Origin of the sequence: Flaviramulus sp. BrNp1-15, from assembly GCF_022259695.1 — a bacterium.
Lineage (GTDB): Bacteria > Bacteroidota > Bacteroidia > Flavobacteriales > Flavobacteriaceae > BrNp1-15.
The window spans coordinates 459,670-484,819 of the sequence record NZ_CP092099.1 but is presented as its reverse complement, the minus strand read 5'-3'; the positions used below and the strand labels follow the sequence as shown (position 1 = coordinate 484,819).

General features: G+C 30.9%; 27 protein-coding genes. 6 read left to right on the top strand and 21 right to left on the bottom strand.

Annotated elements, in window-relative coordinates:
• The 16 genes from MBM09_RS02115 to MBM09_RS02040 form a co-directional block, all read right to left on the bottom strand.
• Positions 1-1,461, bottom strand: coding sequence for an oligosaccharide flippase family protein (locus MBM09_RS02115; RefSeq protein ID WP_238675198.1), 1,461 nt, complete (start codon positions 1,459-1,461; stop codon positions 1-3).
• Positions 1,462-1,520: 59 nt separating this feature from the next.
• Positions 1,521-1,952: a hypothetical protein gene (locus MBM09_RS02110; protein ID WP_238675197.1), complete on the bottom strand. Its 432-nt coding sequence runs from the start codon at positions 1,950-1,952 to the stop codon at positions 1,521-1,523.
• Positions 1,953-2,133: 181 nt separating this feature from the next.
• The gene (atpG, locus tag MBM09_RS02105; protein ID WP_238675196.1) at positions 2,134-2,994 is read right to left on the bottom strand and encodes an ATP synthase F1 subunit gamma; all 861 of its coding nucleotides are present in this window, start codon (positions 2,992-2,994) and stop codon (positions 2,134-2,136) included.
• A 111-nt stretch (positions 2,995-3,105) separates the two neighbouring features.
• On the bottom strand, positions 3,106-3,369 hold the full coding sequence (locus MBM09_RS02100) for a four helix bundle protein (RefSeq protein WP_370569716.1): 264 nt from the start codon (positions 3,367-3,369) through the stop codon (positions 3,106-3,108).
• A 30-nt stretch (positions 3,370-3,399) separates the two neighbouring features.
• Positions 3,400-4,980: a F0F1 ATP synthase subunit alpha gene (atpA, locus tag MBM09_RS02095; protein ID WP_238675195.1), complete on the bottom strand. Its 1,581-nt coding sequence runs from the start codon at positions 4,978-4,980 to the stop codon at positions 3,400-3,402.
• A 27-nt stretch (positions 4,981-5,007) separates the two neighbouring features.
• The gene (atpH, locus tag MBM09_RS02090; protein WP_238675194.1) at positions 5,008-5,544 is read right to left on the bottom strand and encodes an ATP synthase F1 subunit delta; all 537 of its coding nucleotides are present in this window, start codon (positions 5,542-5,544) and stop codon (positions 5,008-5,010) included.
• 6 nt (positions 5,545-5,550) lie between these two features.
• A complete protein-coding gene (locus tag MBM09_RS02085; RefSeq protein ID WP_238675193.1) occupies positions 5,551-6,051 on the bottom strand; it encodes a F0F1 ATP synthase subunit B in 501 nt (166 codons plus the stop codon).
• Positions 6,052-6,133: 82 nt separating this feature from the next.
• Positions 6,134-6,328 carry an ATP synthase F0 subunit C gene (gene atpE / locus MBM09_RS02080; RefSeq protein ID WP_104735064.1) on the bottom strand — a complete coding sequence of 65 codons (195 nt, stop codon included), beginning with the start codon at positions 6,326-6,328 and terminating at the stop codon, positions 6,134-6,136.
• A gap of 33 nt (positions 6,329-6,361) precedes the next feature.
• Entirely contained in the window at positions 6,362-7,459 is a 1,098-nt protein-coding gene (atpB, locus tag MBM09_RS02075; protein WP_238675192.1) for a F0F1 ATP synthase subunit A, read from the bottom strand.
• Between the two features lie 116 nt (positions 7,460-7,575).
• On the bottom strand, positions 7,576-7,962 hold the full coding sequence (locus tag MBM09_RS02070) for a hypothetical protein (protein WP_238675191.1): 387 nt from the start codon (positions 7,960-7,962) through the stop codon (positions 7,576-7,578).
• Positions 7,962-8,117, bottom strand: coding sequence for an AtpZ/AtpI family protein (locus MBM09_RS02065; RefSeq protein WP_238675190.1), 156 nt, complete (start codon positions 8,115-8,117; stop codon positions 7,962-7,964). The genes MBM09_RS02070 and MBM09_RS02065 overlap by 1 nt, the downstream gene beginning before the upstream one ends.
• A gap of 34 nt (positions 8,118-8,151) precedes the next feature.
• Positions 8,152-8,571 (bottom strand): polymer-forming cytoskeletal protein, encoded by a 420-nt coding sequence (locus MBM09_RS02060; protein ID WP_238675189.1) that lies wholly within the window; start codon positions 8,569-8,571, stop codon positions 8,152-8,154.
• 15 nt (positions 8,572-8,586) lie between these two features.
• On the bottom strand, positions 8,587-11,151 hold the full coding sequence (locus tag MBM09_RS02055) for a hypothetical protein (protein WP_238675188.1): 2,565 nt from the start codon (positions 11,149-11,151) through the stop codon (positions 8,587-8,589).
• A 107-nt stretch (positions 11,152-11,258) separates the two neighbouring features.
• On the bottom strand, positions 11,259-11,954 hold the full coding sequence (locus tag MBM09_RS02050) for an ABC transporter ATP-binding protein (RefSeq protein WP_238675187.1): 696 nt from the start codon (positions 11,952-11,954) through the stop codon (positions 11,259-11,261).
• Between the two features lie 11 nt (positions 11,955-11,965).
• On the bottom strand, positions 11,966-13,444 hold the full coding sequence (locus tag MBM09_RS02045) for a DUF5687 family protein (protein WP_238675186.1): 1,479 nt from the start codon (positions 13,442-13,444) through the stop codon (positions 11,966-11,968).
• Between the two features lie 8 nt (positions 13,445-13,452).
• A complete protein-coding gene (locus MBM09_RS02040; protein WP_238675185.1) occupies positions 13,453-13,860 on the bottom strand; it encodes a DUF2059 domain-containing protein in 408 nt (135 codons plus the stop codon).
• Between the two features lie 136 nt (positions 13,861-13,996).
• Between MBM09_RS02040 and MBM09_RS02035 the strand changes: the two genes are divergently transcribed.
• The gene (locus MBM09_RS02035) at positions 13,997-15,061 is read left to right on the top strand and encodes a ferredoxin--NADP reductase (RefSeq protein WP_238675184.1); all 1,065 of its coding nucleotides are present in this window, start codon (positions 13,997-13,999) and stop codon (positions 15,059-15,061) included.
• 166 nt (positions 15,062-15,227) lie between these two features.
• Here the strand turns inward: MBM09_RS02035 and MBM09_RS02030 are convergent, their stop codons facing one another.
• Both MBM09_RS02030 and MBM09_RS02025 read right to left on the bottom strand, forming a co-directional pair.
• Complete coding sequence (locus MBM09_RS02030; protein ID WP_238675183.1) at positions 15,228-16,250, bottom strand: glycosyltransferase family 9 protein; 1,023 nt, start codon at positions 16,248-16,250, stop codon at positions 15,228-15,230.
• Positions 16,251-16,320: 70 nt separating this feature from the next.
• Complete coding sequence (locus MBM09_RS02025; protein ID WP_238675182.1) at positions 16,321-16,926, bottom strand: DUF4254 domain-containing protein; 606 nt, start codon at positions 16,924-16,926, stop codon at positions 16,321-16,323.
• Positions 16,927-17,000: 74 nt separating this feature from the next.
• On the opposite strand from MBM09_RS02025, the gene upp reads away from it, so the two are divergent.
• A complete protein-coding gene (gene upp, locus MBM09_RS02020) occupies positions 17,001-17,660 on the top strand; it encodes a uracil phosphoribosyltransferase (protein WP_238675181.1) in 660 nt (219 codons plus the stop codon).
• Here upp and MBM09_RS02015 read toward each other — a convergent pair.
• The gene (locus tag MBM09_RS02015; protein WP_238675180.1) at positions 17,649-18,572 is read right to left on the bottom strand and encodes a DUF6427 family protein; all 924 of its coding nucleotides are present in this window, start codon (positions 18,570-18,572) and stop codon (positions 17,649-17,651) included. The two genes, upp and MBM09_RS02015, sit on opposite strands and share 12 nt — an antisense overlap.
• A gap of 70 nt (positions 18,573-18,642) precedes the next feature.
• On the opposite strand from MBM09_RS02015, the gene MBM09_RS02010 reads away from it, so the two are divergent.
• A complete protein-coding gene (locus tag MBM09_RS02010; RefSeq protein WP_238675179.1) occupies positions 18,643-18,870 on the top strand; it encodes a uracil phosphoribosyltransferase in 228 nt (75 codons plus the stop codon).
• On the opposite strand, the gene purD is transcribed toward MBM09_RS02010, so the two are convergent.
• Positions 18,865-20,139: a phosphoribosylamine--glycine ligase gene (gene purD / locus MBM09_RS02005; protein WP_238675178.1), complete on the bottom strand. Its 1,275-nt coding sequence runs from the start codon at positions 20,137-20,139 to the stop codon at positions 18,865-18,867. The genes MBM09_RS02010 and purD overlap by 6 nt on opposite strands.
• A 32-nt stretch (positions 20,140-20,171) precedes the next feature.
• Here purD and MBM09_RS02000 point away from each other — a divergent pair, with 32 nt between their 5' ends.
• The 3 genes from MBM09_RS02000 to MBM09_RS01990 are packed head-to-tail and all read left to right on the top strand — an operon-like array spanning position 20,172 to position 23,800.
• A complete protein-coding gene (locus MBM09_RS02000; RefSeq protein WP_238675177.1) occupies positions 20,172-21,536 on the top strand; it encodes a phenylacetate--CoA ligase family protein in 1,365 nt (454 codons plus the stop codon).
• A gap of 5 nt (positions 21,537-21,541) precedes the next feature.
• Complete coding sequence (wecB, locus tag MBM09_RS01995) at positions 21,542-22,636, top strand: non-hydrolyzing UDP-N-acetylglucosamine 2-epimerase (protein ID WP_238675176.1); 1,095 nt, start codon at positions 21,542-21,544, stop codon at positions 22,634-22,636.
• Entirely contained in the window at positions 22,637-23,800 is a 1,164-nt protein-coding gene (locus MBM09_RS01990; protein WP_238675175.1) for a glycosyltransferase family 4 protein, read from the top strand. It abuts the gene before it with no gap.
• Here the strand turns inward: MBM09_RS01990 and MBM09_RS01985 are convergent.
• Positions 23,797-25,149 (bottom strand): undecaprenyl-phosphate glucose phosphotransferase, encoded by a 1,353-nt coding sequence (locus tag MBM09_RS01985; protein ID WP_238675174.1) that lies wholly within the window; start codon positions 25,147-25,149, stop codon positions 23,797-23,799. The two genes, MBM09_RS01990 and MBM09_RS01985, sit on opposite strands and share 4 nt — an antisense overlap.
• Position 25,150: the final 1 nt, after the last annotated feature.

Sequence of the window (25,150 nt, the reverse complement as noted above, 5' to 3'; positions counted from 1 at the left end):
TTATCGTTTTAACAATTGTTTTATTTCGTTCTTTTCTGAAAAATAAATGATTCCCAAAAATACAATTAACATCGTTATTCCAATGATATAATTTCCTCTAAATTGATAAAATGATATAACAGAAAAAACAATTGAAAGTATTAAATACAATGCTATTTTTTTAAGATTATAGGGAATTGGGTAATATTTTTTTCCGAAATAATATGATAAAAACATCATAATTGAATATGCACATAAAGTTGCTATTGCTGAAGCTTTATAACTGTATTCTTTTATAAAGAAGATGTTAATAGCCAAAGTTACAATCGCGCCAATAATTGAGATATATGCTCCAAATTTAGTTCTATCTGTAATTTTATACCATACAGAAAGGTTGTGATAAATACCTAAACAAAAATTTGCTAACAGTATTATAGGCACCACCCACATAGCTTCCCAATAAGCTTCATCTCTTACAATTACTAATTTTAATATATCTGCAAAAACGACTACTGTAAGTAAAATAACAGAACCGAAAGCCACAAAAAATTCTAATATTTTTGCATAATTTTTTTGAGGATTTTCACTTTTAGCATGACTGAAAAAGAAAGGTTCTATGCCCAATCTATAAGCAGTCGCAAACAGTGTCATAAACAACGCTATTTTATAACAAGCTGAATACATACCAATATCAGTTTCTGCTATATTAGGAGGCAATAATTCCTTTAGTAAAATTCTATCAAATGTTTCGTTTATTGAAAACGCTATACCCGCAATTAGCACTGGCAAAGCATAACGAAGCATTGTTTTCCATAATGCAGAGTCAAATACATATTTGATTTTTGTGTAAAACGGAAACATTAAAACTAAAGTCACCGCACTTGCTATAAGGTTTGCTATGAAAATATAACTGATTTCAAAATTTGGTTTATAAAGACTTTCAAAAAAAGTGCTGCTTGTAGCTAAGTCTTTTAACGCTAATAAGAAAAAGAGATTTAACCCCAAATTGATAACTACATTGAGTATTTTAATTACAGCGTAACGCATTGGTTTTTGTGTGGCTCTTAACCACGCAAAAGGAATAATAACCAAGGCATCTAGTAGCAATATCCAAATAACTAAATTGATATATTTTACATCAATATCAATATAACTCGCTACTTGATTTTGAAATATTAACGCTAATACGAAAAATGCAATTGAAGAAACAATTAATGAAATTGCCGATGTGCCTGTAACACTTTGTTTATCATCTTCTTTATTAAAAAACCTAAAAAAAGCAGTTTCCATACCATATGCCAAAACAACATTAAATAGTACGAAATACGAAAAAATAACAGACACTTTTCCATATTCAGATACTGAAGATAGAACACCTTTTGTGGTATAAAGCGGCACTAATAAAAAGCTCAGCATTCTTGGTAATACCGTTGCTAAGCCATAGATAAAAGTTTGCTTAAATAAAATTTTGAGTCCGCCCAAGGCATGGAGTTTTTGTTCTGCTAAAAATACGTTTTTAGCTAACGTAAAACAAAGAATAGTTATGGCTTGTTAGGCTGTGCTCTTGGATAAAATTCTGATTGCTTCTTAAAAACATTAGATAACTTGTAATATTTTGTGTTTTCACCTTCTTTATAGCTTATCACACATTCATCCTCTTTTAATTCAAAAGGTATCTTTTCAGGTAGTTGAGGCGCTTTATTACCATATTCTGCATATGGCTCATTACTCATAATAATGTCTTCTTTTTGATTCATTTCAGTCTTAAAACGTCCAACTAAAAGCGAGTCATTTACATACTCTAGTTTTGTTTTTTTATTTTTAAAGTAGACACTGTCTAAAACTACTTTATTAATATTTGCCTTTATTGGAATAAATAAATTGAATCCTGCTCCACCACCTTTAACACCTGCTACCCAATTTTGATAATGCGCATCTCCAAATTCTAAAGGTGCTTTGTCTTGTAATTTCATAGTGCTTACACATTGAGAAAAACTCATTGTTAAAATAAACATTAAAAATAAAATTGAAATTCGTTTTTGTAAATTCATGATAACAATTTGAATATTATAAATATACAATTTCAAAATTGATGCCAATAAAAAAGCCTTACTAAAAAGTAAGGCTTAATTTTATAACTTTTCTATTAACTTTCTAATTATTCAAGGCTTCAGCACCACCAACAATTTCTAATATTTCATTAGTAATGGCTGCTTGACGCGCTTTATTATATGTTAATTTAAGCTGATCTCTAAGTTCTGTTGCGTTATCAGTTGCTTTATGCATTGCTGTCATACGTGCACCGTGTTCGCTTGCAAAAGAATCTCTAATGCCTTTATATAATTGTGTTTTTAAAGACTTAGGAATTAATTGCTCAACGATTTCAACTTTAGATGGCTCAAAAATATAATCTGCGTTTACATTTGCAGCACCTTCAACAGGAACTATTGGTAAAAACTGCTCCGTTAGAACTATTTGAGTTGCTGCGTTTTTAAATTTATTGTAAACAATTTCAATTTTATCAAACTCTTCCGCTACAAATTTATCCATTAATAACTCAGCTATTTCAGCAACATTATCAAAGGTTAAATCATCATAAACATCACTTTTATTAGCTACAACTCTATTGGTTTTTTTAAATGCATCATTTGCCTTTTTACCAACCGCCAAATAAGATACTTCTTGATTAGCATAAGTTTCAGAAGTCAATCTGTTAACTTCTTTAATGATATTCGAATTAAAAGCTCCTGCTAAACCTCTATTAGATGTAATCGCAACAATTAAAACTTTTTTTACTTCGCGTTGCGCAGAAAATTTACTTCCAGAGTCAGCATCTAAAGTAGCACTTAAACTTTGTAAAAGCTCTGTTAACTTATCTGCATAAGGTCTCATAGCTGTAATAGCATCTTGAGCTTTCTTTAACTTAGCAGCAGATACCATTTTCATGGCACTGGTAATCTGCATCGTTGAAGATACTGATGATATTCTGTTACGTATTTCTTTTAAGTTTGCCATAGTTCAAATTATGAATTATGAATTATGAATTATGAATTTTTGATAATTGAAACTAAAAGCTTTATCAAAACTTCACAATCTTCTCTTAATTTTAAAGGAACTTCAAAAATATTAGTTTCTTCTATAACGTTCCAACCAAAAGGATGTTTCGTCAGCTTCTTTAAGAGCAATTCCTAATTTATTTTTAAAATCTTTTGTGCTGACACCCCTTTGTGATTCTCTCACATTTGCACCTATACTAGTGCCCGATTTCAGCAATTGATTTGCTATTTCAAAATAACGTTTTTCTTTGAGTTCTTCAGCATAAGTAACAATATCACAAGCAAAATAAAAACTTTTGTCTACTATAGCGTTGCCACTTTTTTGATAACTCATAATTCTTAATCCTGAATTCTTAATTCAGAATTAGTTTCTATACTTTCCTGATAAATCTTTTGCTACAGCTGTTAATGTATCTGTAACTTCATCAGTTAATTTACCTGCTTTTAAAGTACTTAATACACCTGCGTGTTTTGCTTTTAAGAACTCTAAATAATCTCTTTCAAATTCTTTTACTTTTTCAACAGGAACGTCTCTTAACAAGTTTTTAGATCCTGCATAAATAATAGCAATTTGATCTTCAACTTTAAATGGATCGTTTTGCGCCTGCTTTAAAATTTCAACATTACGTTTTCCTTTTTCAATTACATTTAAAGTAACCGCATCTAGATCTGAACCGAACTTAGCAAATGCTTCTAATTCACGGAACTGAGCTTGATCTAATTTTAATGTACCTGCTACTTTTTTCATAGATTTAATCTGTGCGTTACCACCAACACGAGATACTGAAATACCTACATTGATTGCTGGACGTACACCTGAGTTAAATAAATCTCCATCTAAGAATATCTGCCCGTCTGTAATAGAAATTACGTTTGTTGGAATATATGCCGACACGTCACCTGCTTGAGTTTCAATAATTGGAAGTGCTGTTAACGAACCACCACCTTTTACTAAAGGTTTTAATGAATCTGGAAGGTCATTCATATCTTTCGCGATCTCATCATCATTGATAACTTTTGCAGAACGCTCTAATAATCTAGAGTGAAGATAGAAAACGTCACCTGGATACGCCTCACGTCCTGGTGGACGACGTAATAATAACGACACCTCACGGTAAGCAACAGCTTGTTTAGATAAATCGTCATAGATAATTAAAGCTGGACGACCTGTATCTCTAAAATACTCACCAATTGCAGCACCTGCGAAAGGAGCATAAACTTGCATTGGTGCAGGATCTGATGCATTAGCCGCAACAATAGTAGTATAAGCCAAAGCGCCTTTTTCTTCTAATGTTTTAGCAATTAAAGCTACTGTTGATGCTTTTTGACCAACGGCAACATATATACAATATACAGGCTCACCTGCATCGTAAAATTCTTTTTGATTTAAGATGGTATCAATACAAACTGCTGTTTTACCTGTTTGACGGTCGCCAATAACCAACTCACGTTGACCACGACCAACAGGAATCATTGCATCAATAGACTTAATACCTGTTTGTAACGGTTCTGTTACAGGCTCACGGAAAATAACTCCAGGAGCTTTACGCTCTAGAGGCATTTCGTAAGTTTCTCCAGAAATAGGACCTTTACCGTCTATTGGATTACCTAAAGTATCTACAACACGACCAACAATACCTTCACCAACATTTATAGAAGCGATACGACCAGTACGTTTTACTGTTGAGCCTTCTCTAACTCCTACTGAAGCTCCTAATAATACAATACCAACATTATCTTCTTCAAGGTTAAGTACAATACCTTCTAGTCCGCCATCGAATTCTACTAACTCACCATATTGAGCGTTAGCTAATCCATAAGCACGTACAATACCATCACCTACAGTTAATACAGTTCCTACCTCATCTAATGAAGCTCCCGCTTCAAAACCTGAAAGTTGTTGTTTTAAGATTGCTGATATTTCAGCTGGTTTTACTTCTGCCATCTTATTATTTATTTAGATATAAATACCTTAGTTTAATGTAAATTCTCTTTTTAGTTTGTTAAGTTGATTTGCAACACTTGCGTTGTATTGCACGTCTCCAACTCGTAAAATGAAACCACCTAAAATGCTTTCATCTATAATATTTTCTATTTCAACATTTTTTCCAGTAAGCTCTTTAGCTTTAGCCAAAGCTTTTTTCTCTAATTCTGGAGTTAATGCTATTGCTGTTGTTACAGTTGCAAGCTCAATACCTTTTGATTGATCGAATAACTGATTATATTTTACAGCAACATCACTTAAAATGTTTATTCTGTTATTATTATTTAAAATATCGATTAAGCCTAATGTCGTTTTATTCGATTTTTTGAAAACCTCTGATAAAACTGATTTCTTTACTGAAGAAGATACTACAGGGCTTTGAAGCATCTCGCTTAAATCTTTACTTTCTGCAATAGTATTAGCAATTAACTTCATATCATTATTCACAGCATCTGCTGATTTTAGATCTGATGCTAAACTTAATACTGCTTTTGCGTAACGTATTGCTGCTCTTGCTCCTGACATTCTATATTAGTTTAATGATTTTTCACCTAACATAGTTTCAACCAATTTTAATTGTTTGTCTTTGTTAGATAATTCTTCGCGAACCACTTTTTCTGCAATATCTATAGATAATCCTGCTACATGACTTTTAAGTTCTGCCATAGCAGCTTTCTTTTCGCTTTCAATAGCAGCTTGTGCTTGCTGAATCATTTTATTTGCTTGCTCTTGAGCTTCCCCTTTTGCATCTTCAATCATCTTATTTTTCATGTCGCGTGCTTCTTTTAACATCGCTTCACGCTCAGCTCTAGCTTCTTTTAGTAACTTTTGATTATCTGCCTGAAGGTTTTCCATTTCTAATTTTGCTTTTTCAGCAGAATCTAATGCATTTTTAATACCTTCTTCTCTATCGTTAACAGAATCTAAAATTGGTTTCCAAGCAAATTTCTTTAATAAAAGAATTAATGCTATAAATAATACAGCTTGCCAAAAAAACAATCCTAATGAAAAGTCTTCAAATAATTTTCCCATAATAATTTATATTTCTAAAAACCTAATGTTTAATTTAAAAGAACAGCTATAACCAACCGTTATAGCTGTTTCTTAGTTTGTTTTAGTTTACAGCAAATAATGCTGCGAAACCAATACCTTCAATTAAAGCCGCTGCAATAAGCATAGCTGTTTGAATTTTTCCTGTAGCTTCAGGTTGACGAGCGATTGCTTCCATAGCAGAACCACCGATTCTACCAATACCAATACCTGCTCCAATTACTACTAAACCTGCACCTACGATAGCTGGAATTTCCATAAAATATATATAATTAATTAAACATTCAATTTATTAATGTGCTTCATCATGATGCTCTTCAACGGCCATACCAAAGTATAATGCTGAAAGCACTGTGAAAATATATGCTTGTAAAGCTGCAACTAGCAACTCTAAAATAGCTAAAACAAATGCTAATAATAGCGACAATGAACTACCCAACCAATTTTGGAATAAAAATATCATCCCTATTATACTCATTAAAACAACGTGTCCTGCTGTAATATTAGCATACAAACGAATCATTAAAGCGAATGGTTTAATAATTGTTCCTAATAACTCTATTGGTGCTAATATTATTTTCATTGGAACTGGCACACCTGGCATCCAAAAAATATGCTTCCAATAGTTTTTATTTCCTGAAAACGTTGTGATAAAATATGTTATAAGCGCCAAACACAGTGTTACCGCTATATTGTTTGTTAAGTTCATTCCTATTGGCGTTAAACCAAATAGGTTTATTATCCATACAAAGAAAAACACTGTTAATAAATAACTCATGTATCTTTTGTAATGCTTCTCTCCAATATTAGGTATTGCAATTTCATCACGCACATAAAGCACAATAGGCTCTAAGAAACGACCCGTACCTTTTGGCATACCGTTATTATTTTTATAAGCTTTAGCCATTCTGCTAAACATGAAAAACATAATTCCGAAAACCAAGAAAATTAAAGAAACATTCTTTGTGATTGAAAAATCTAAAGGCTTTTCATTTGTAGCGTGATGGTCCTCATCCTCAATAATCTCTCCATTTGGCCCATCAACCTTGTAAATTTTTGAGTGATGTAATTTGTAGTAATCACCACCAACTTCTGCAACAGTTTCACCGTGATGAAATTTAGATGAAGAAAACACTTTTAAACCATTATCCCATAAAATTACAGGCAACGGGAATCCAACATGTTTAGATTCGCCTTCATCTGTTGTGTATGAAAACAAATTAAAATCGTAAGAATCTTTTAAGTGGTGTTGAATATATTCTTTTACTTCTTCCTTTGTGGTTTTACCGGTTTTTTCTTCACCGTGACCCTCTTGCTCTTTTCCATAAGAAGCAAAGGTTATTAAAAGTAGAAATAATGTTATTGGTTTTAAAGATATTTTTCTTCGCATATCACTTTAAATAATAGTGGCTTAAAAATCGGTGCAAAGGTATGTTTTTATCTCAAAAACAAAAACAATTTTGCTTTTTATTTCTACTATCCTTTTTATAAGAATAATTAATAGGCTTAATCAAGTTTATTAAGCCATTTGCTAAGGCTTACAGATTCTAATATTAATCCAACAACGTAAGGCACGAAAAATGCTGCAAACTCTAACTTAGTTATAACATTATCAATCTTATAAAAAGGGTAAAACAAAATAAAAAAAATAGCAAACTTTAAAAAACTGCCTGCTAAAAACAAAAACCCTAATTGACTCTTATACTTTTCTTTAAGCAAATAAAGTGCTCCAAAAATAACTATGATTAAAATAAGATTTACTACATAGGATAACACTATCCTGTTTTCAAACATCGGTAAGTTTAAAATGTTTAATATGGCCAGATGAATACCAAAAACAATAGCTAAAACTAAAATAGCTTTTATTGAAAAACTTAAAAAAGGGTTGCTCATTAATATTTAATTCTATTGACTTGTTTAAGAACAGCATAAAGCGAAATAGCTACACCAAGAAGTGTCATTATTATAACGTATAGTTTATCACCGTCATTATAATTCGAGTCTAACCATTTACCCAACAATACAAACAAGTAGATAGTTATACCCATTTGAATGCCAATTCCTGAGAGAATTGCTACGTTTTTAAGCTGTTTTTTCGGTTTCCGATTTTCGTTGGTGTCCGCCATTATTTATGTCTTTTACAGCACCTTTCATCATGCAAGTTACATTAAAATTAGCTCCAGGTTCTACCGCTAATTTAGCCACAGAAACTTCACCTTCTATATGTGCTGATGCCTTTAAAGTTAAAGTGCCCGACAAAGCTAGTTTACCTGAAAATTTACCTTCAAAATAAGCATCTGTTCCTTGCAACGTGCCTTTTATTAAACCTGCTTTACCTACTACTACTTTCCCAGAGGTTTTAATGTTGCCTTCTATGGTTCCGTCAATTCTAAAATCGCCTTTACTATTAAAATCGCCAACTAATTTCGTGTCTTGTGCAATTATATTTTGACTTGATGTGCTTTCTGCCATTTGTTTGTCTTTTTTACTATCAGAGAACATAATGTGTTAAGGTTTTTAATTATTATCTTTATTCATATAAGCATCCAAATTTTTATGAATTTGAATGATTTGATAGTTTGTAGATGTAACTACAAAATATGGGACGTTTATTTTTTTCTTGTCTTCTTTTGTTAGTAATTGATCAAAAGTTTTTGCAACTGTACTTGTTTTTAATCCGTGAACAATTACAAAAGTTGTTTCAGGGTTATAAACATCTATAGATGATGTTAAATCGTAATACCGAACATTTTCTAAAACCTCATCTAATGTCTTTTTAAAATTTGAAATTTCCTCTTGTTTACTACTTTCAAATTTAAAAATCACTTTGTAATTTCTAGAAATACTATCACTTTCTGCAACAAAATCTTTACTAGCTAGTTTAGGTAAAATATTAGACTCTATGTTTTGAGCTTGTTTACCTTCTGGAGTATTAGCATAAGTTATAGCAAGGTAATTTATATCCTTACTGTAGGCTTCATAACCATATAACCTTCCTGTAGCAGTTGCTTTTAATAATTCTAGTTTAGGTACAATCGGTTCGCCGTCAAAAGTGTTAATATAATCTTCGCTTTTAGAAATAACTTCTACATATTCTTGATTTTCATGCTGAAGATATAACGCTTCGTATAAACTCTCCGGACTATTTTCATCCTTATCTGAAACCAATTCTGGGTTCTTTAAAATGGTCGCATATCTGGACTCAGGATACGATGAAATAATATCGTTTTTAGCAATTGTGGCCTCATCGCTTTCGCCTAACAGTTCATATATTTTGAATAGATTGTATTTTGAAGGTAACACTAATCGTTCTTCTGGATTGCTATTTAGCAGGTTTTCAAATTTACTTTTCGCAAGTTCGTATTCTTTAAACTTCTCTTTATAAATTAACCCCAATTGATAATAAACATAATTTCGTTCCTTAGAAATACTATCAATTTCTTTTTCTGTTGAAGGAATTTTAGAGATATAAAACTGTGGGTCGAATTTCTCTTCTTCTGAAGCTGAAGCTATCAAATCATCTGCTGTAATATCGCCATTATCAATTCCTCCTGAAATTCCTTTACTAGACAATCTCCAGTTGTCTTCTAAAGCTCTGTCTCCCCAAGTTTTTACAAATTCATTTTTACCATAAGCCACTGTTGTGGGATTATAAAAATAAAACATTGCTGCTTGTCCAGGTAAACCAGCTCTTTGTGTTTGATTTCCTATAGTATTATTTGCAGTTACTAACCCAGTATTGGATTTTGCAGTTTCTGCTTTTTCTTTTTCTTCTTCAGCTTTAATTTTTAACTCTTCAATAAATGAATCAAAATAAGCTAAGCGCTCTGCTTCTGATAAATTTACCAATGTTAAAACACTATCGTTTGCCTTCGCTACAGCTTCGTAATAAATAACATCTTCTAAGTTGTCTCGCTTTCTTTTAATAACACGATAGGGTTTTGAGTTAAGCACAAGATTTCCCATAGTGCTATCGTAATATTTACCTGCATCTGCATATACAGAAGCATCAAAATTCATGTCTCCAAGAATTTCATAATTCTTAGCTTTTAATAATTTATCTAGAGAGTTTGTTCGTAAAGACTTGTTGTAATAGGCAATAGCCAAAGAATCTGAATTACTTTTTAAATGAAATGTACCTATTTGATGATAAATTTTATCTAAAAAGGGGCGATTTTCTCTATTTTCTTCAAGCTCTGCAAGTAATTCTCTAGCCTCAAGTTTATTACCGTTTTCGTAATCGAAATTTTTAATTTTTTCAAGGTGTGCGGTAATCAAATAAATTCTAGGAGTTTTTCTGTTGAGTTCAATTACCTTATCAAAAGCAATATTAGCACTGTCTTTATAACCTAATTCATTGTACAACTGCCCTTGAATAAATCTATAACGCCCACGCTCATCATTACTTTTTGTTGCATTTGATGCAGTTTCTAATAGCGTAATAGCAGTATCTATTACTTTTATATTTAAATAGGCTTGAGCTAAAATGGATGTAGCATCGGCTAAATCTTGACCTTCAATCTCTTCTTGCTTTAATAAACGTTTAAGGTTTTTTATAGCTAGCTCATCATTATCTAATCGAATATTAGCCTTTTCACGCCATACTTTAGCTTGATTAATTTTATCGCTTGCTGGATATTTATAAAGTATATAGTTAAAGGCTTCAAGTGCAGGTATAAAACGCTGATCGAAATATCTGGCTTTTCCTAATAATAAATAGGCCTCGTCTATTTGTGGGTTTTTTTCTTTCCCACTAATATTCATGCTGTGTTTTTGAATGGCTTTAGCTGCTTTTTCTTCTGCTCTAGCAAAACTTTCGTTTTTAGATTGCCCTGGTAGAACAATGTCTTCAAAAACTTGCATGCGCTCTATAGGTAAAACTTCCCAGTAGTTATCAAAATAAGCTTCGTTAAGGTTATTTCTACCTTCTTCTAAAGCATTATAGCCATTGTATAGCGTATTAAATTCTGCAGTAATCGCATGAAAATTTCGATTGATAAACTTGTCTTTTTTTCTGGAGCAGCTTGCCACCAAAAAAGTAGAAAACAAAATAACTAGTATGGGCTTAAAAGATGTTTTCAATGCTGATTTTTTAGTATAAACAATAACTACAATCTCTTGCTATTATTATATATAGTGGTAAAAATAAGCATCTTTTTCAATTAACCTATAATATGTGGCATGAAATACTAATTTGAGAAATGCGCTTCTAACTCTTTTAATGTAGCTTCACTAGTTTTTAAATCTTTTACAACTTCTCCTTTTTCTAACACCACAATACGTTCGCAAACATCGGTAACATGCATTAAATCATGACTAGAAATTAAAACGGTAACGCCTTGCTTTTCGCCTAAATCTTTGATGATGCCTTTAAGGCGGATTTGTGTTGTTGGATCTAAATTAGCAAAAGGTTCATCTAAAATAATAATCTCAGGATTTCCAATAAGAGCAGCCACAATACCAGCCTTCTTTTGATTTCCTTTACTTAAATCACGTAAATATTTTTTTTGCCCTAATATTTCGCCGTGAAAAAAGTCTTCAAACTGAGAAACTAGTTTATCTACATCGGCTTTATTTTGCCCACGTAACTCGCCTATGAAATAAAAATATTCTTCGGCAGTTAGATAACCTATTAAAAAGCTCTCGTCAATAAATGCAGATGTAAAAGGTTTCCAGTCTTCACTTTCATTTACCTGTATATTGTTGCTTTTTATGTGGCCTGTTGTTGGTTGAATTAAATCTAAAAGTAAACTGAAATAGGTGGTTTTTCCAGCTCCATTATTTCCAACTAAACCAAAACTTTGACCTTTAGGAATATCTAAAGACTCTATATTTAAAACTTGGTTGCCACCGTATTTTTTTGATAAATTATATGTTGTAATCATGATTGTATTTGTTAGTTGTTTTGATCGAAAGCATCAATGATTTTATATTTTGATTCTAAGTATTTTACTGTAATAGCTTTCATTAATTTTTGATGAAGCACAATACCTACTACTCCAATAATTGATATTATTAAACAGGCTATTTCAAACCCAATTAAAAAATAAAACAAAGCAAATAATCCCATTGGAAGAATCAACAAAGGAATCCCTATAAGCCACTGTACTGCGCCCGTGCCTTGGTAATTAAATGCTGCTTTTTGTGATAAGTCTATTTTTTTTCTGTTAAACGAACCTCCATATAAAATTACATGGGTGTTTACGCCAATATTATAAATGGCACAGGCAAAATGTGCCAGTAAAATTTTCCAACCAAAAAAGACATAAGGAATACCTAACACGAATAATATAACTACACTTACAGCCATTAAAGTGAATTTAGATTTTAAATACTGTTCGTATTTAATATTCTGGCTCATAAGTAATTTGTAATAACCGCTATCCCAAGCTGGAATAAATTGACCAAAATTAATTAAAAAAATACCTGTTGAGAAAACACCAATAAAAACAAAAAACCATTCTTGATTTTGATACGTGGGTTGCGGATAAAAAAACAATCCGTAAAGTAATCCTATAGCCATAATCCAAACTGCAGACTTGGTTCGTTTGTTACGCCAAATCAACTTTAAATCTAATTGCATAAATGGTGCTATATCTCCAAAGTTTTTGGTCCACTCTAGATTAGATGCATTTACCTCTTTTACTTCTGTTTTTAAGCCACTATCTAAAAATAATTTCTGTCTTAAAATCTTAAAGTTATAAATGTAAAGACCTATTAATATTAAAACAGGTATTAGAATAAATATAGGCGTTTCATAAATTGCTGTAATTCCTTTAGAAAGCGCTCCAGAAATATTTATGATTTCAAAATAATTTAACCCATAAAGTGCACCAACAAAAAGAATAATTGGCAAAAAAGATAATTCGGTTTCTGCCGATAAGCTTTCAATAATAAAATTAAGAAAGTTATTGATTAGCGTTAAAAGTATTATTGTTAACAACCAAACTAAAACTGTTGTTGCATCATAACCGCTATATATAAGTTTAATACTAAAAGGAACAACTGCAAATAACGGCAGGAAATTAAAAAAAGATAACGCTGATTTCCCTAAAACATAATTTACAATTTTACCTCTTTTAATTGGTAAGGTTAATAATGGCTTTACACTCATTACTGGTAATTTTTGGAAGAAAAACCGAATAACTAAGTCGCCTAAAATCCAAAAGAATATCAATCCGCTAAAAGCTACTAAGGGGTCTAAATCCGGGTATACCTTCTTTAAAATTTTATCCATAAAAAATCCTATGAATAAAAACATACCCATGAAATACAGGGCAAAAAGACCCATAAATATTTTAATCCCTAAGCTTTTTCCAAAACTAGCAGACCTAAAAAAAGACTTCCATTCTAAATTTAAAAAATGCTTTATCATAGCTTTTTTTAGTTATATTTTTGGGCAATAGCTTGAACTTCCATACCCCAACTCTGACCGAACATCATCGCTTTTTGTGTTAATCCAAGCTGTTTTTCTGCTAATTTTTTTCCTAAATTAGTATTATAGAAAGCTACCAATTCTTTTATTTCATCTTGAGTAAACTCTGCCATGTATAAGTCTGCCATTTTATCGTAAAGTCCAACTAAAGTTCCATTAGCTTCTTTAATATAAGCCTCTTTATTTTCAGCTGAAACCATGGTTCCAATTTGGTCAATAGCATTTTCAAAGGCTGCTCCGGCTCCTGTAAGCTTTAAAAACTCAACTGTTTCGTTTTTAAACTCAGTGTTTTCTTGCGCATTAACTTGTACTACAGTAACTAAAGCGAATAAACATGCTAGTAAAACTTTTCTCATAATCTTAATTTTTAATGGTTAGTATTTATGTTTTTTAATGAAACTTAATATGTTGGTAAACTTTTTAGGTGAATTGTTACAAACAAAGTTAAAATTTGAAATTCAACTTCACTATTTTTGTTAAAAATAATTATTCATGTCATCATTTCATAAACTTGCAATTAAAGACATTCAAAAGTTAACCGATAAATCTATTAGTATTTCTTTTGATGTTCCAGAAAATCTAAAAGACACCTATGCTTTTAAAGCTGGTCAATACATTACTTTGAAAGCTTTAATTAATGGCGAAGAAGTGCGACGCGATTATTCGTTATGCGTTTCACCTAAAAGTGGTGAGTTAAAAGTAGCCATTAAAGAAGTTGAAGATGGAACGTTTTCTGCTTACGCAAATAATATCTTAAAAGTTGGTGACACTTTAGAGGTAGCTTCACCAAACGGGCGTTTTATTTTTGAACCTAACGACAAAAAAACTAAAAACATTGCTGCTTTTGCTGCAGGAAGCGGTATTACACCAATTTTAAGCATTATAAAATGTGCTTTAGAAGAAGAAGTACACAGTCAAGTAATTTTGGTTTACGGTAATAAAACAACCGCAGACACCATGTTTTTAAATGAGCTTTTAGAACTTCAACATCAATATAAAGACCGTTTTTCTATTCAGTTTGTATTTAGTCAACAAGATGAAGATGACTCTATTTTTGGTAGAATTGAAAAAAGTACGGTTAATTATGTCATGAAAAACAAACACAAACATATTGAGGTTGATGCTTTTTACCTTTGCGGGCCAGAAGCTATGATTCATACTGTAAAAGATGTTTTGACTGAGCATGATATTGATGAAAACAGAATTCATTTCGAGCTTTTTAAAGCATCAAAAGCTGCTGAAGCTATTGAAATGGAAGAAAGCCATGTACCAGCTGGAAAAACAAAAATTACCATTACAGTTGACGACGAAACTGCAACTTTTGAAATGTCTCAAAAACAAACCATTCTTGAAGCTGCTTTAGACGAAGATTTAGACGCACCATATTCTTGCCAAGGCGGAATTTGTAGTAGTTGTTTAGCACGAATAAAAGAAGGCGAAGCTACTATGAGACAAAATAATATTTTAACAGAAAGTGAAGTTGCCGAAGGCTTAATTTTAACCTGTCAAGCACATCCAACAACCTCAACTATTGTTGTTGATTATGATGATGTTTAAAATTCCTGTGAACGTTGTATCTGATTAATTTATCTCACTTTGTCATGTCGAACAAAGTGAGACATCTCATTAATTTTTTCGTAAAAATCTTTAAAATTTATATGATGCTAGCTAGTTGTGAGATTTCTCGCTGTGCTCGAAATGACTGAGAAGTAAAAGCTAATGTTTAAATAATAGATTTTATTTTCTCTACAACAATTTCAGGTTCAATACTTCCTGCCGCTTTTTTATAGTTTTCTGGATATTTATTTCCATAAACCGATGTTGGAATTAATGGAAATTCTTTTCTGTTTGGTAACAAGCAATAAGCATCAGGTTGATTAAAAGGTGTAAAACCAGCAAACGGATGTGTAACACCCCAAATAGTAACCACTTTTACACCCAACATTGCAGCAACATGTGCATTTCCAGAATCCATAGAAAGCATCACATCCAAGTTAGAAATCAAATCTAGTTCTTCGTCAAGCGATAATTTCCCTGCAACATTAACCGTATCTTTAAAGCTGTTTTCAAAATTATTCAATACTTCAATTTCATTTTTTCCACCTCCAAACAAAATCACTTTGTGATCTTTTGAGAGTTTTTCAATAACAACTTTCATTGCATCTAAAGGATACATTTTCCCTTCATGGGCAGCAAAAGGCGCAATACCAACTAGCTTTTTTGAGTGGTTCCCTATAAGCTTTTTAATAGTTTCATTTAAAATAGCTTTATTTGGAAATTGAGGTGTTGATAAATCAATAGGGAAACCCAAAGTACCAAACACATCAGCATAACGTTGATGCGTAGTTTTTAATGGTTCAAATATTTTACCCGAAGTTAATAACCGTTTTTCTTTTCTGCCTTTGTCTATTGATACAAAACGCTTGCATTTTATAAATTGTTTTAAAATTTTACTTCTTAAAACATTATGTAAATCTGCAACGGCAAAAAATTGATTATTTTCATTTAATTCACGTGCCAATTTATAGAGTCCAAAAACACCTTTATGCTTTCCTTTTACGTCTATAGAAAAAACACTTACGTTTTGTAAACCTCTAAAAAAAGGCGTGAAAAAAGGACGTGTTAAAACCGTAATTTTAATTTCAGGATACTGTTTAGAAAATGCGTTTAAAACTGGAACCGTCATAGCCACATCACCCATTGCCGATAAGCGTATAACGAGTATGTGTTTGGTTGTATTTGACATTAAGTTTCAGTTGAAAAAGTCTTCAACAAGTTCAGACTAGTAGCACTAATAACTTTGGATTTATTCCTTTTTATTTTTGAGAACGCAACACAGGATTCAACTCATCATCATTATACATTTTCATTTGCTTGTAAACCTTCATGTATTTGTCACCTTTTTCAATATCACTTAAAAGTGTATCAATAGCTGTAGATAAATCTACACGTTGTTCTAATAAGACGTCTAGCTTTTTTTGGCAAGCAGCTCTATGTAAGTCTGATGCATCTTTACGAGTTGCTTCCTCATTCATATGATATATCTTTAATGCCAAAATAGATAACCTATCTACTCCCCATGCTGGACTTTCTGTATTGATAGTGGCATTTTCTTTTGCTGTTACATTCTTATATTTTTCAAGAAAATAACTATCAATATACTCCACCATATCGGTTCTGTCTTGGTTAGATGCATCTATTTGACGCTTTAATGTTAAAGCTGCAACAGGGTCTATTTGTGGGTCTCGAATAATATCTTCATAATGCCATTGTACGGTATCAATCCAACATTTTCTGTATAATAAATGTTCTAATAAATCACTTTCCGCATAGGCGTTTTCAAATGGTTGATCTACAGTGTTAATAATGTGGTATTTTGTAATTACCTCTTGAAATATTTTATTGGCTTTGCTTGTAAACATGTTGTATTAAATTTTAAGAGTACAAATATACTCCATATTTAGTTAACTTTGCCTATGAAAAGACACTACAAAACATGCACATTCATAACATTTCTCAGCAAAATTCAATTTTAAATACATTTATTTCAGAAATAAGAGATAAAAAAATACAAAAAGACAATATGCGCTTTAGAAGAAACATAGAACGCATAGGTGAGATTTTGGGTTATGAAATGAGTAAGGTTTTAAACTTTAACACTGAAAATATTGAAACTCCTTTAGGAAATTGTTCTATAAATTTACCTAAAAACGACATTGTTTTGTGTTCTATTTTACGAGCAGGCGTACCATTACATAATGGGCTGTTAAATTATTTTGACACTGCTGAAAATGCTTTTATTTCGGCATACAGACACCATAAACATGACCCCGAAAGTTTTGAAATTATAGTTGAATATTTAGCGTGTCCAGATTTAGAAAACAAAACGCTTGTTTTAGCAGATCCTATGTTGGCAACAGGGCAATCTATGGTTGCTACTTTTGAAGCATTAAAGCCTTTTGGCACTCCTAAAGAGGTACATTTAATTAGTGTTATTGGCGCTCAAGAAGGTGTTAACTTTGTAGATAAACATTTTGACGATAATGTTCATCTATGGATTGCTGCTGTTGATAAAACTCTAAATGACAAAGGATATATTATTCCTGGGTTAGGAGATGCTGGTGACTTAGCCTTTGGAGAAAAACTACAACAATAAAAGTACAAAAGGAGCAATAACTAGCACCGATAAAAAAACTTCTTTAAACCATTTCTCATCTATAATTTCAACATAATTTGAGATTATTATGGCTAATGGTGCAAACAAAAAGAGAAATTCACTACCTGTTTTTTGAGCAGATATAATAACAATTAAAAAGCCTATTAAAGCTGCTATTATTATGATTTTAAAAGAGGCTCTTAATGCCTTTTTTTTCTTTTTTATGTTTTGTAAATAAAAAATAGAAGACCATATTCCAAAAGACAATAGAAGTGTAATGGCCACTAGGTACTTTACAGAATTATAATTACTAAAATCATAACTAACTTGAGGAGTCTCGCTAAATAACTTGAAAAAATCGTCATGCAAAGCAAAAGATACTGTAACTAAAATAAAATAAACTGTTAGAACTCCTAAAAAAGGTATAATCCAATGTCTGAAATTGTTGTCTGTATATAAAATAAAGGAGATTAATATTAGTGCAAAAAACAAAATAGACCAAAAATAAAACAGAGAAGCAATAGCTATCCAAAAACCAGCGTCGAAAAGTTTCTTCTTTGTATCTTTTTGAGAGCGTAAACTCATTATACGCCTAAGGCCAATAAGCACAAAAAAATTAGATATTAGAATATTTGAATGACTTGTTGTTTGTGTTATTAGTAATAAAAACAAGCTAAATAATAAAATTTCATAGTCGTTTTTCTTAGTTAAACTATTCTTACTTGCTATAAAATTTAAAAGTAAAATTGATGCATAAACTATAAAAAGCAAGGAAATTTGCTTCACTATAAAAGCCAAAGTAAAAGTTTCATTTATCAACTTTGTTTTAGCTATTAAAAAAGCCAAAAGCGTAATAAAAAAAATAATGATAAAATTTATTGGCTTAGATTTTTTAAAAATGCTTGTTATCATTAACTGTTTTTGTATTTTTGCTCTGTAAATATACTAACTATAAATGGTTAGAAAACAATAAAAACACCTTATGAAAGATTTCTTTTACGCTATACAAGATCTATTTGTTGATGTTCTTTTCGCTCCTTTTGACGCATTGAGAGCTTTAGAGTTAGAAAACTGGTTTGCTGCCAATACTATTTCTTGGATTTTTATAATTGTAGGATTTGTTGCCATGATTTATTGGATGGGACAACTAAGAATTTTTGATAAAAACAATGAAGAAGATAAAAGTATTTCTTCTCATTCGTTTCTATAAGTCAAACCCAATATCTTTACGATAATTCATCTTATCAAAATGTAGTTTTTCTATATTTTGATAAGATTTTTTTATGGCTTCTTGATAGTTGTTCCCGTAAGAGGTTATGGCCATAACTCTTCCGCCAGAAGTTACAATTTTACCATCTTTAATTTGAGCCCCGGCATGAAACGCTATAGAATCTTCAATAGCTTCTACTCCTGTTATTTCTTTTCCTTTTTCGTAAGCTTCTGGGTAACCACCTGACACTAACATTATAGTTGTTGCAGCACGCTCATCAATTTCAATACTAATTTCATCTAAAGTCCCGTTAGACATTGCCTGAAGAATTTCTACAAAATCATTTTTTAATCTTGGTAAAACAACTTCTGTTTCTGGATCACCCATACGTACATTGTACTCAATTACCTTAGGATCGTCGTTATCTACTTTTATAAGTCCAATAAACACAAAGCCAACATAAGGTAAATTGTCCTTTTTAAAACCACTTATTGTTGGTTTTACAATACGTTGTTCTATTTTATTTAAAAACTCTGGAGTTGCAAACGGTACTGGAGAAACAGCACCCATTCCACCTGTATTTAAACCTGTGTCTCCTTCACCAATTCTCTTATAATCTTTTGCGGTTGGTAAAATTTTGTAATTTTCACCATCAGTAAGTACAAAGCAACTTAACTCTATACCGTCTAAAAATTCTTCAATAACAACTTTCGTGCTTGCCTCTCCAAATTTAGCGTCAACAAGCATGCTTTTTAATTCAGCTTTAGCTTCATTTAAATCATTTAAAATAACAACACCTTTTCCAGCTGCTAATCCATCTGCTTTTAAAACATATGGCGGTTTTAGCGTTTCTAAAAATGTATACCCCTTTTCAACTGTTTTTTTTGTAAAACTCTCATAAGCTGCAGTTGGAATATTATGACGATATAAAAATTCTTTCGCAAATTCTTTACTACCTTCTAATTCTGCTGCTACTTTTTGTGGGCCGATAACCGATACATGTTTAATGGCATCATCATTTAAAAAAAAGTCGTGTACACCTTTTACTAACGGAGCCTCAGGACCTACAACAACCATTTTAATGTCTTCTTTTAACACTAATTCTTTAATAGCTTCAAAATTGGTTTCGCTAATATTTACATTAGTAGCAATTTCTGCTGTTCCAGAATTACCAGGAGCTACAAATAATTGATTACATTTTGGGCTTTGAGCTATTTTCCACGCAAAAGTGTGTTCTCTTCCTCCAGATCCTAAGATTAAAATGTTCATAGTGGTTTGTTGTTTGCGCAAAAATAAAACTAATGCTTCTATTACACGAATATTTTTTATTTACTTTACATCATTATTCTATTAGTTTGAAATTATTCGACCTTTCATTAAAATTAAGCGGCTTTCCTATTAGAAAAGCAGAACAATTATTGCAAGATATTCAGAATAAAAACACTTCTGATTTTGATACTTACGTTGAAACTAGAAAGCAAGAGATTGTTACTTATCACCTAAAACACAATAATTTCTATAAAAACTTCGCAAAAAATGTTAATCCATTAGATTGGAATAGCATTCCTGTTATGACTAAACAGAATTTACAACAGCCTTTAGAGTCTCTTCTATCTAATGATCTATCAAAAAAAGATGTTTACATAGATAAAACTTCTGGAGCGTCTGGAACGCCTTTTATTTTCTCTAAAGACAAATTTTGTCATGCTTTAACTTGGGCGGTTATAAGGGATAGGTTTGGGTGGTTTAACATAGATTTTAACCAATCTATACAAGCTCGATTTTATGGTATCCCATTAGACAAAAAAGGTTATTACAAAGAAAAACTAAAAGACTTTATTAGTAATAGAACTCGATTTAATGTTTTTGATTTAAGTGATTTAGCTTTTGAAAATTGGCTAAATGTTTTTAAAACTAAACAACTAGAATATGTAAATGGCTATACAAGCCCAATAGTTCAATTTGCTAAGTATTTACAACGCAAAAATATTATACTAAAATCTGCTTGTCCGTCTTTAAGAGTTTGTATAGTTACTTCTGAAATGCTTTTTGAAGATGACAAAAAACTTATGGAAACACAATTTGGTGTTCCTGTAGTTAACGAATATGGTGCGTCTGAACTAGATTTAATAGCTTTTCAAAATCCCAATGGAGAATGGCAAGTAAATAGTGAAACCTTATTTGTTGAAATTCTTGATAATGATAACAATGTGTTGCCATACGGTGAAGAGGGACGATTAGTTATAACTTCACTTTACAATAAATCTCAACCATTTATACGTTACGATATTGGAGATATTGGAATACTTTCAATAAATAGTACTTTTAAAAAGCCTATTCTCGAAAAACTAATTGGTAGAACTAATGATATCGCTGTGTTACCTAGTGGTAAAACAGCAGCAGGTTTAACCTTTTATTATATTACTAAAAGTATTATTGAAAATGATGGTTATGTTAAAGAGTTTGTTATTGAGCAATTAAAACTTGATACTTTCAAAATTATTTATGTGAGCACAAAAGAACTATCAGAAGAAAAAATAAAAATGATTACCGCAGAAATGGAAAACTATCTTGAAAAAGGACTAACCATTCTCTTTAAAAGACAAGACAAATTAATTCGTTCAAAAAGTGGTAAATTGAAACAGTTTTCATCCTACTTAAATTAAAATACATGAATATTACTATTGTTGCTGGTGCGAGACCAAACTTTATGAAAATTGCACCCATTATTGAAGCCATTCAAAACAAAAAAAAAGAAGGTTTTAATATCAATTACAGATTGGTACACACGGGGCAGCATTATGATAAAAACTTAAGCGGAACTTTTTTTGAAGAACTAAATATACCCTTGCCAGATATAAATTTAGAAGTAAAAAGTGGCTCACAAGCTGAACAAACCGCAGCAATAATGATTGGTTTTGAAAAAGAATTAAATGAAAACCCATGCGATTTGGTTATGGTTGTTGGTGATGTAACCTCAACAATGGCATGTACAATTGTCGCAAAAAAAGCCCATATAAAAGTAACACATGTTGAAGCAGGAATACGCTCTGGAGATATGCGCATGCCAGAAGAAATTAACAGAATTGTAACCGATAGTTTAACCGATTATTTTTTTACCACCTCAACCTATGCCAACCAAAATTTAGAACAACTAGGTGTTTCTAAATCAAATATCTTTTTTGTGGGTAATGTCATGATTGACACCTTACTTAAAAATGAAAATCGTTTAAAAAAACCTAATCTTTGGGATCAATTAAAGTTAGCAAATAAAAAGTATTTGGTAATGACGCTTCATAGACCAAGTAATGTAGATGAAGAAAAACAACTGAAAGCATTAATTACTCAAATTGTAAAACTTGGTAAAGATTTCCCTATCATTTTTCCCGTACACCCTAGAACTCAAAAACTTTTAAATGAATTAAATTTAAATTTTAAAAACCTACATTATGTCAATCCTTTAGGGTATTTAGAATTTAATTATTTGGTTAAAAATGCTTTAGCAGTTATCACCGATTCAGGTGGAATTACTGAAGAAACTACTGTTATGAATGTGCCATGTATTACTTTGCGTGATAGCACCGAACGCCCTGAGACTTGTGATATTGGAACCAATATTTTAGTTGGTAATGATTCTGGGAAAATTGAAAATGCTTTTAAAATATTACTTTCTGGCACATGGAAACAGGGAAGTATCCCAAAGTTATGGGACGGACAAGCAGCAGAAAGGATTGTTCATCATTTATCACATATTTTTAAATTATAAATGAAGGATATTCTCATCATTACTAATTATTTTCCACCTGAAACTGGAGCAGCTTCAAATCGTATTTTTCATTTAGCTGAAGGTTTGCAAAAACATAATTTTAAGGTTTCAGTAATTACACCTTTACCAAACTATCCTAGAGGTAAAGTGTTTAAAGATTATAAAGGTCGATTTAAAGTTTATAGTTTAGAAAATAGTATTTCGATTTACAGATTATGGATTTACGCAAACAATTCAAAAAATAAACTATTGCGTCTTATTGCAATGCTATCGTACAGTTTTAGTTTAATATGGTTTTTTCTTTGGAATAAAATTCCTAAAACAGTTATTGTACAATCACCACCTTTACTCGTGGCTTTTATATCTATGATTTTTTTACGTTCAAAAAAAAGAAAACTCATTTTAAATGTAAGTGATTTATGGCCTATTGCAGGTTTAGAACTTGGTGCTTTAAAAAAAAATTTTAGTTATTCTCTATTAGAAAAGATTGAACTGTTTAATTACAAACATGCCGATTTAGTTTTAGGACAAAGTGAAGAAATACTAAGCCATGTTAGGTCATTATTTTCAAAAAAAGAAATTTTCTTATATCGAAATTATCCAGATTTTGATGCTCCTGAAATTTCAGAAAAACCAATACAAACGGGAAAGTTAAAAATGGTTTACGCGGGGTTATTAGGTATTGCTCAAGGTATTTATAAATTATGTCAAGAATTAAATTATACCTATATTCAATTTCATATTTATGGAGCAGGCTCTGAACAGCAAAAAATTGAAAACCTGATTTCTAACAATCCAAAACACGATATTGTTTACCATGGTGAGGTCACAAGACAAGAATTACACAAAAAGCTTTTAAATTACGATTTAACCATTATTCCTCTATTAAATAGAATTTACGGTTCTGTTCCATCAAAAATCTTTGAATATGCCCGTTTAGGGATTCCTATGGTGTATTTTGGTGGTGGTGAAGGAGAAAAATTAATAGAAAAATTCAACTTGGGTTGGGTGGCTCAATCTGGCAATTATAATGACTTAAATAAGGTTTTATCTCAAATTAATCCATCTGAAGTCAATTCAAATATTAGAAAAGAAATACAACAAACAGCTTTCGAAAACTTCAATTTTAATTCCCAATTAAAATTATTAATTGATAAAATTTAATATGCTTTTTCCTCTCCCTTTAAAGCGTTTAAAAAGGTTTGAATCATAATTTTTAAATCTAATAATAATGACCAGTTTTCAATATAGAAGATATCATATTTAACTCGATTAATAATATCTTTATCTGTTTCTATTTCGCCTCTAAAACCACTTATTTGAGCTAAACCTGTAATACCAGGTTTTACAAAATGGCGGACCATAAATTTATCTACTTTTTGAGCATATAAATTTGTATGAGTAACCATATGAGGGCGTGGGCCAACTACTGACATATCCCCAAAAAGAACATTAAAGAATTGTGGTAACTCATCAATACTTGTTTTTCGAATAAATTTACCCATTTTGGTAATACGCATATCTCCTTTAGTCGCTTGAGCTGAATGAGCTGATTTATTTGGGGTCATTGATCTAAATTTATAGCAATCAAATTCCTCGTAGTTAAAACCATTCCTAGACTGTTTAAAAAACACAGGTCCTTTAGACTCAAGTTTTATTAATATAGCTAAAATTGGTGTTAACCATGAAAGCACAAATACAATAATAAAAGAAGAGAATATGATGTCAAAAAATCTTTTAATAAACTTATTTACAGATTCTTGTAAAGGTATTGCTCTTAATGATAAAATTGGGATATAATCATAATACTCATATTTGAGTTTTTTAGCATAAATATCCTTATTATCAGGTATAAACTTTAACTCTCTTAAGTTATTATCAGCAAAATCAATTAATCTATTAATTTGCTTATTTGACAATTCTGCAACTGAAAAATAAATTTCATCAATATTATTTTCAATGATATAATTAAAACAGTTATTTAAAGAAAAACTTTCAGAATCAGTATTAAACTGTGCTTTAAATTTATAACCAAAATCTAATCTCGTATTAAAAATCTTTATTAATTGTCTAGTTTTTTCGTTTTTACCAATTACAATAACATTTCTTGTATTACGACTTAAAACCGATCTGTATTTTTTCAATAAATAAAGATTGAAGAATTTAAAAATAAAAATTAATGCGAATATGGTCAGTAAATAATTTCCTAATGCTAATCTACTAATATTAGGTTGCTTAAAAACTCCTATGAAGGCATAAAGTGCTAAAGCAAAAAGGATTATTTGTCTAAATAAAAGCGTAATAATTTTAATGATTTTTGTATGTCTCTCTACTTCATAAAAATAGTTTCTAACCGAAATAAAAATCCACACTAAAGAAATATACAGGTTAAATATATATGCATTTTTAAGATTTATGTTAAAGAAAAAAACAGTCGTATTTATTATGACTAAATCTATAAGCCCAAATAAAGGTTTAATTAAATTTGAATATCTACCCTGTTTATAATTCACT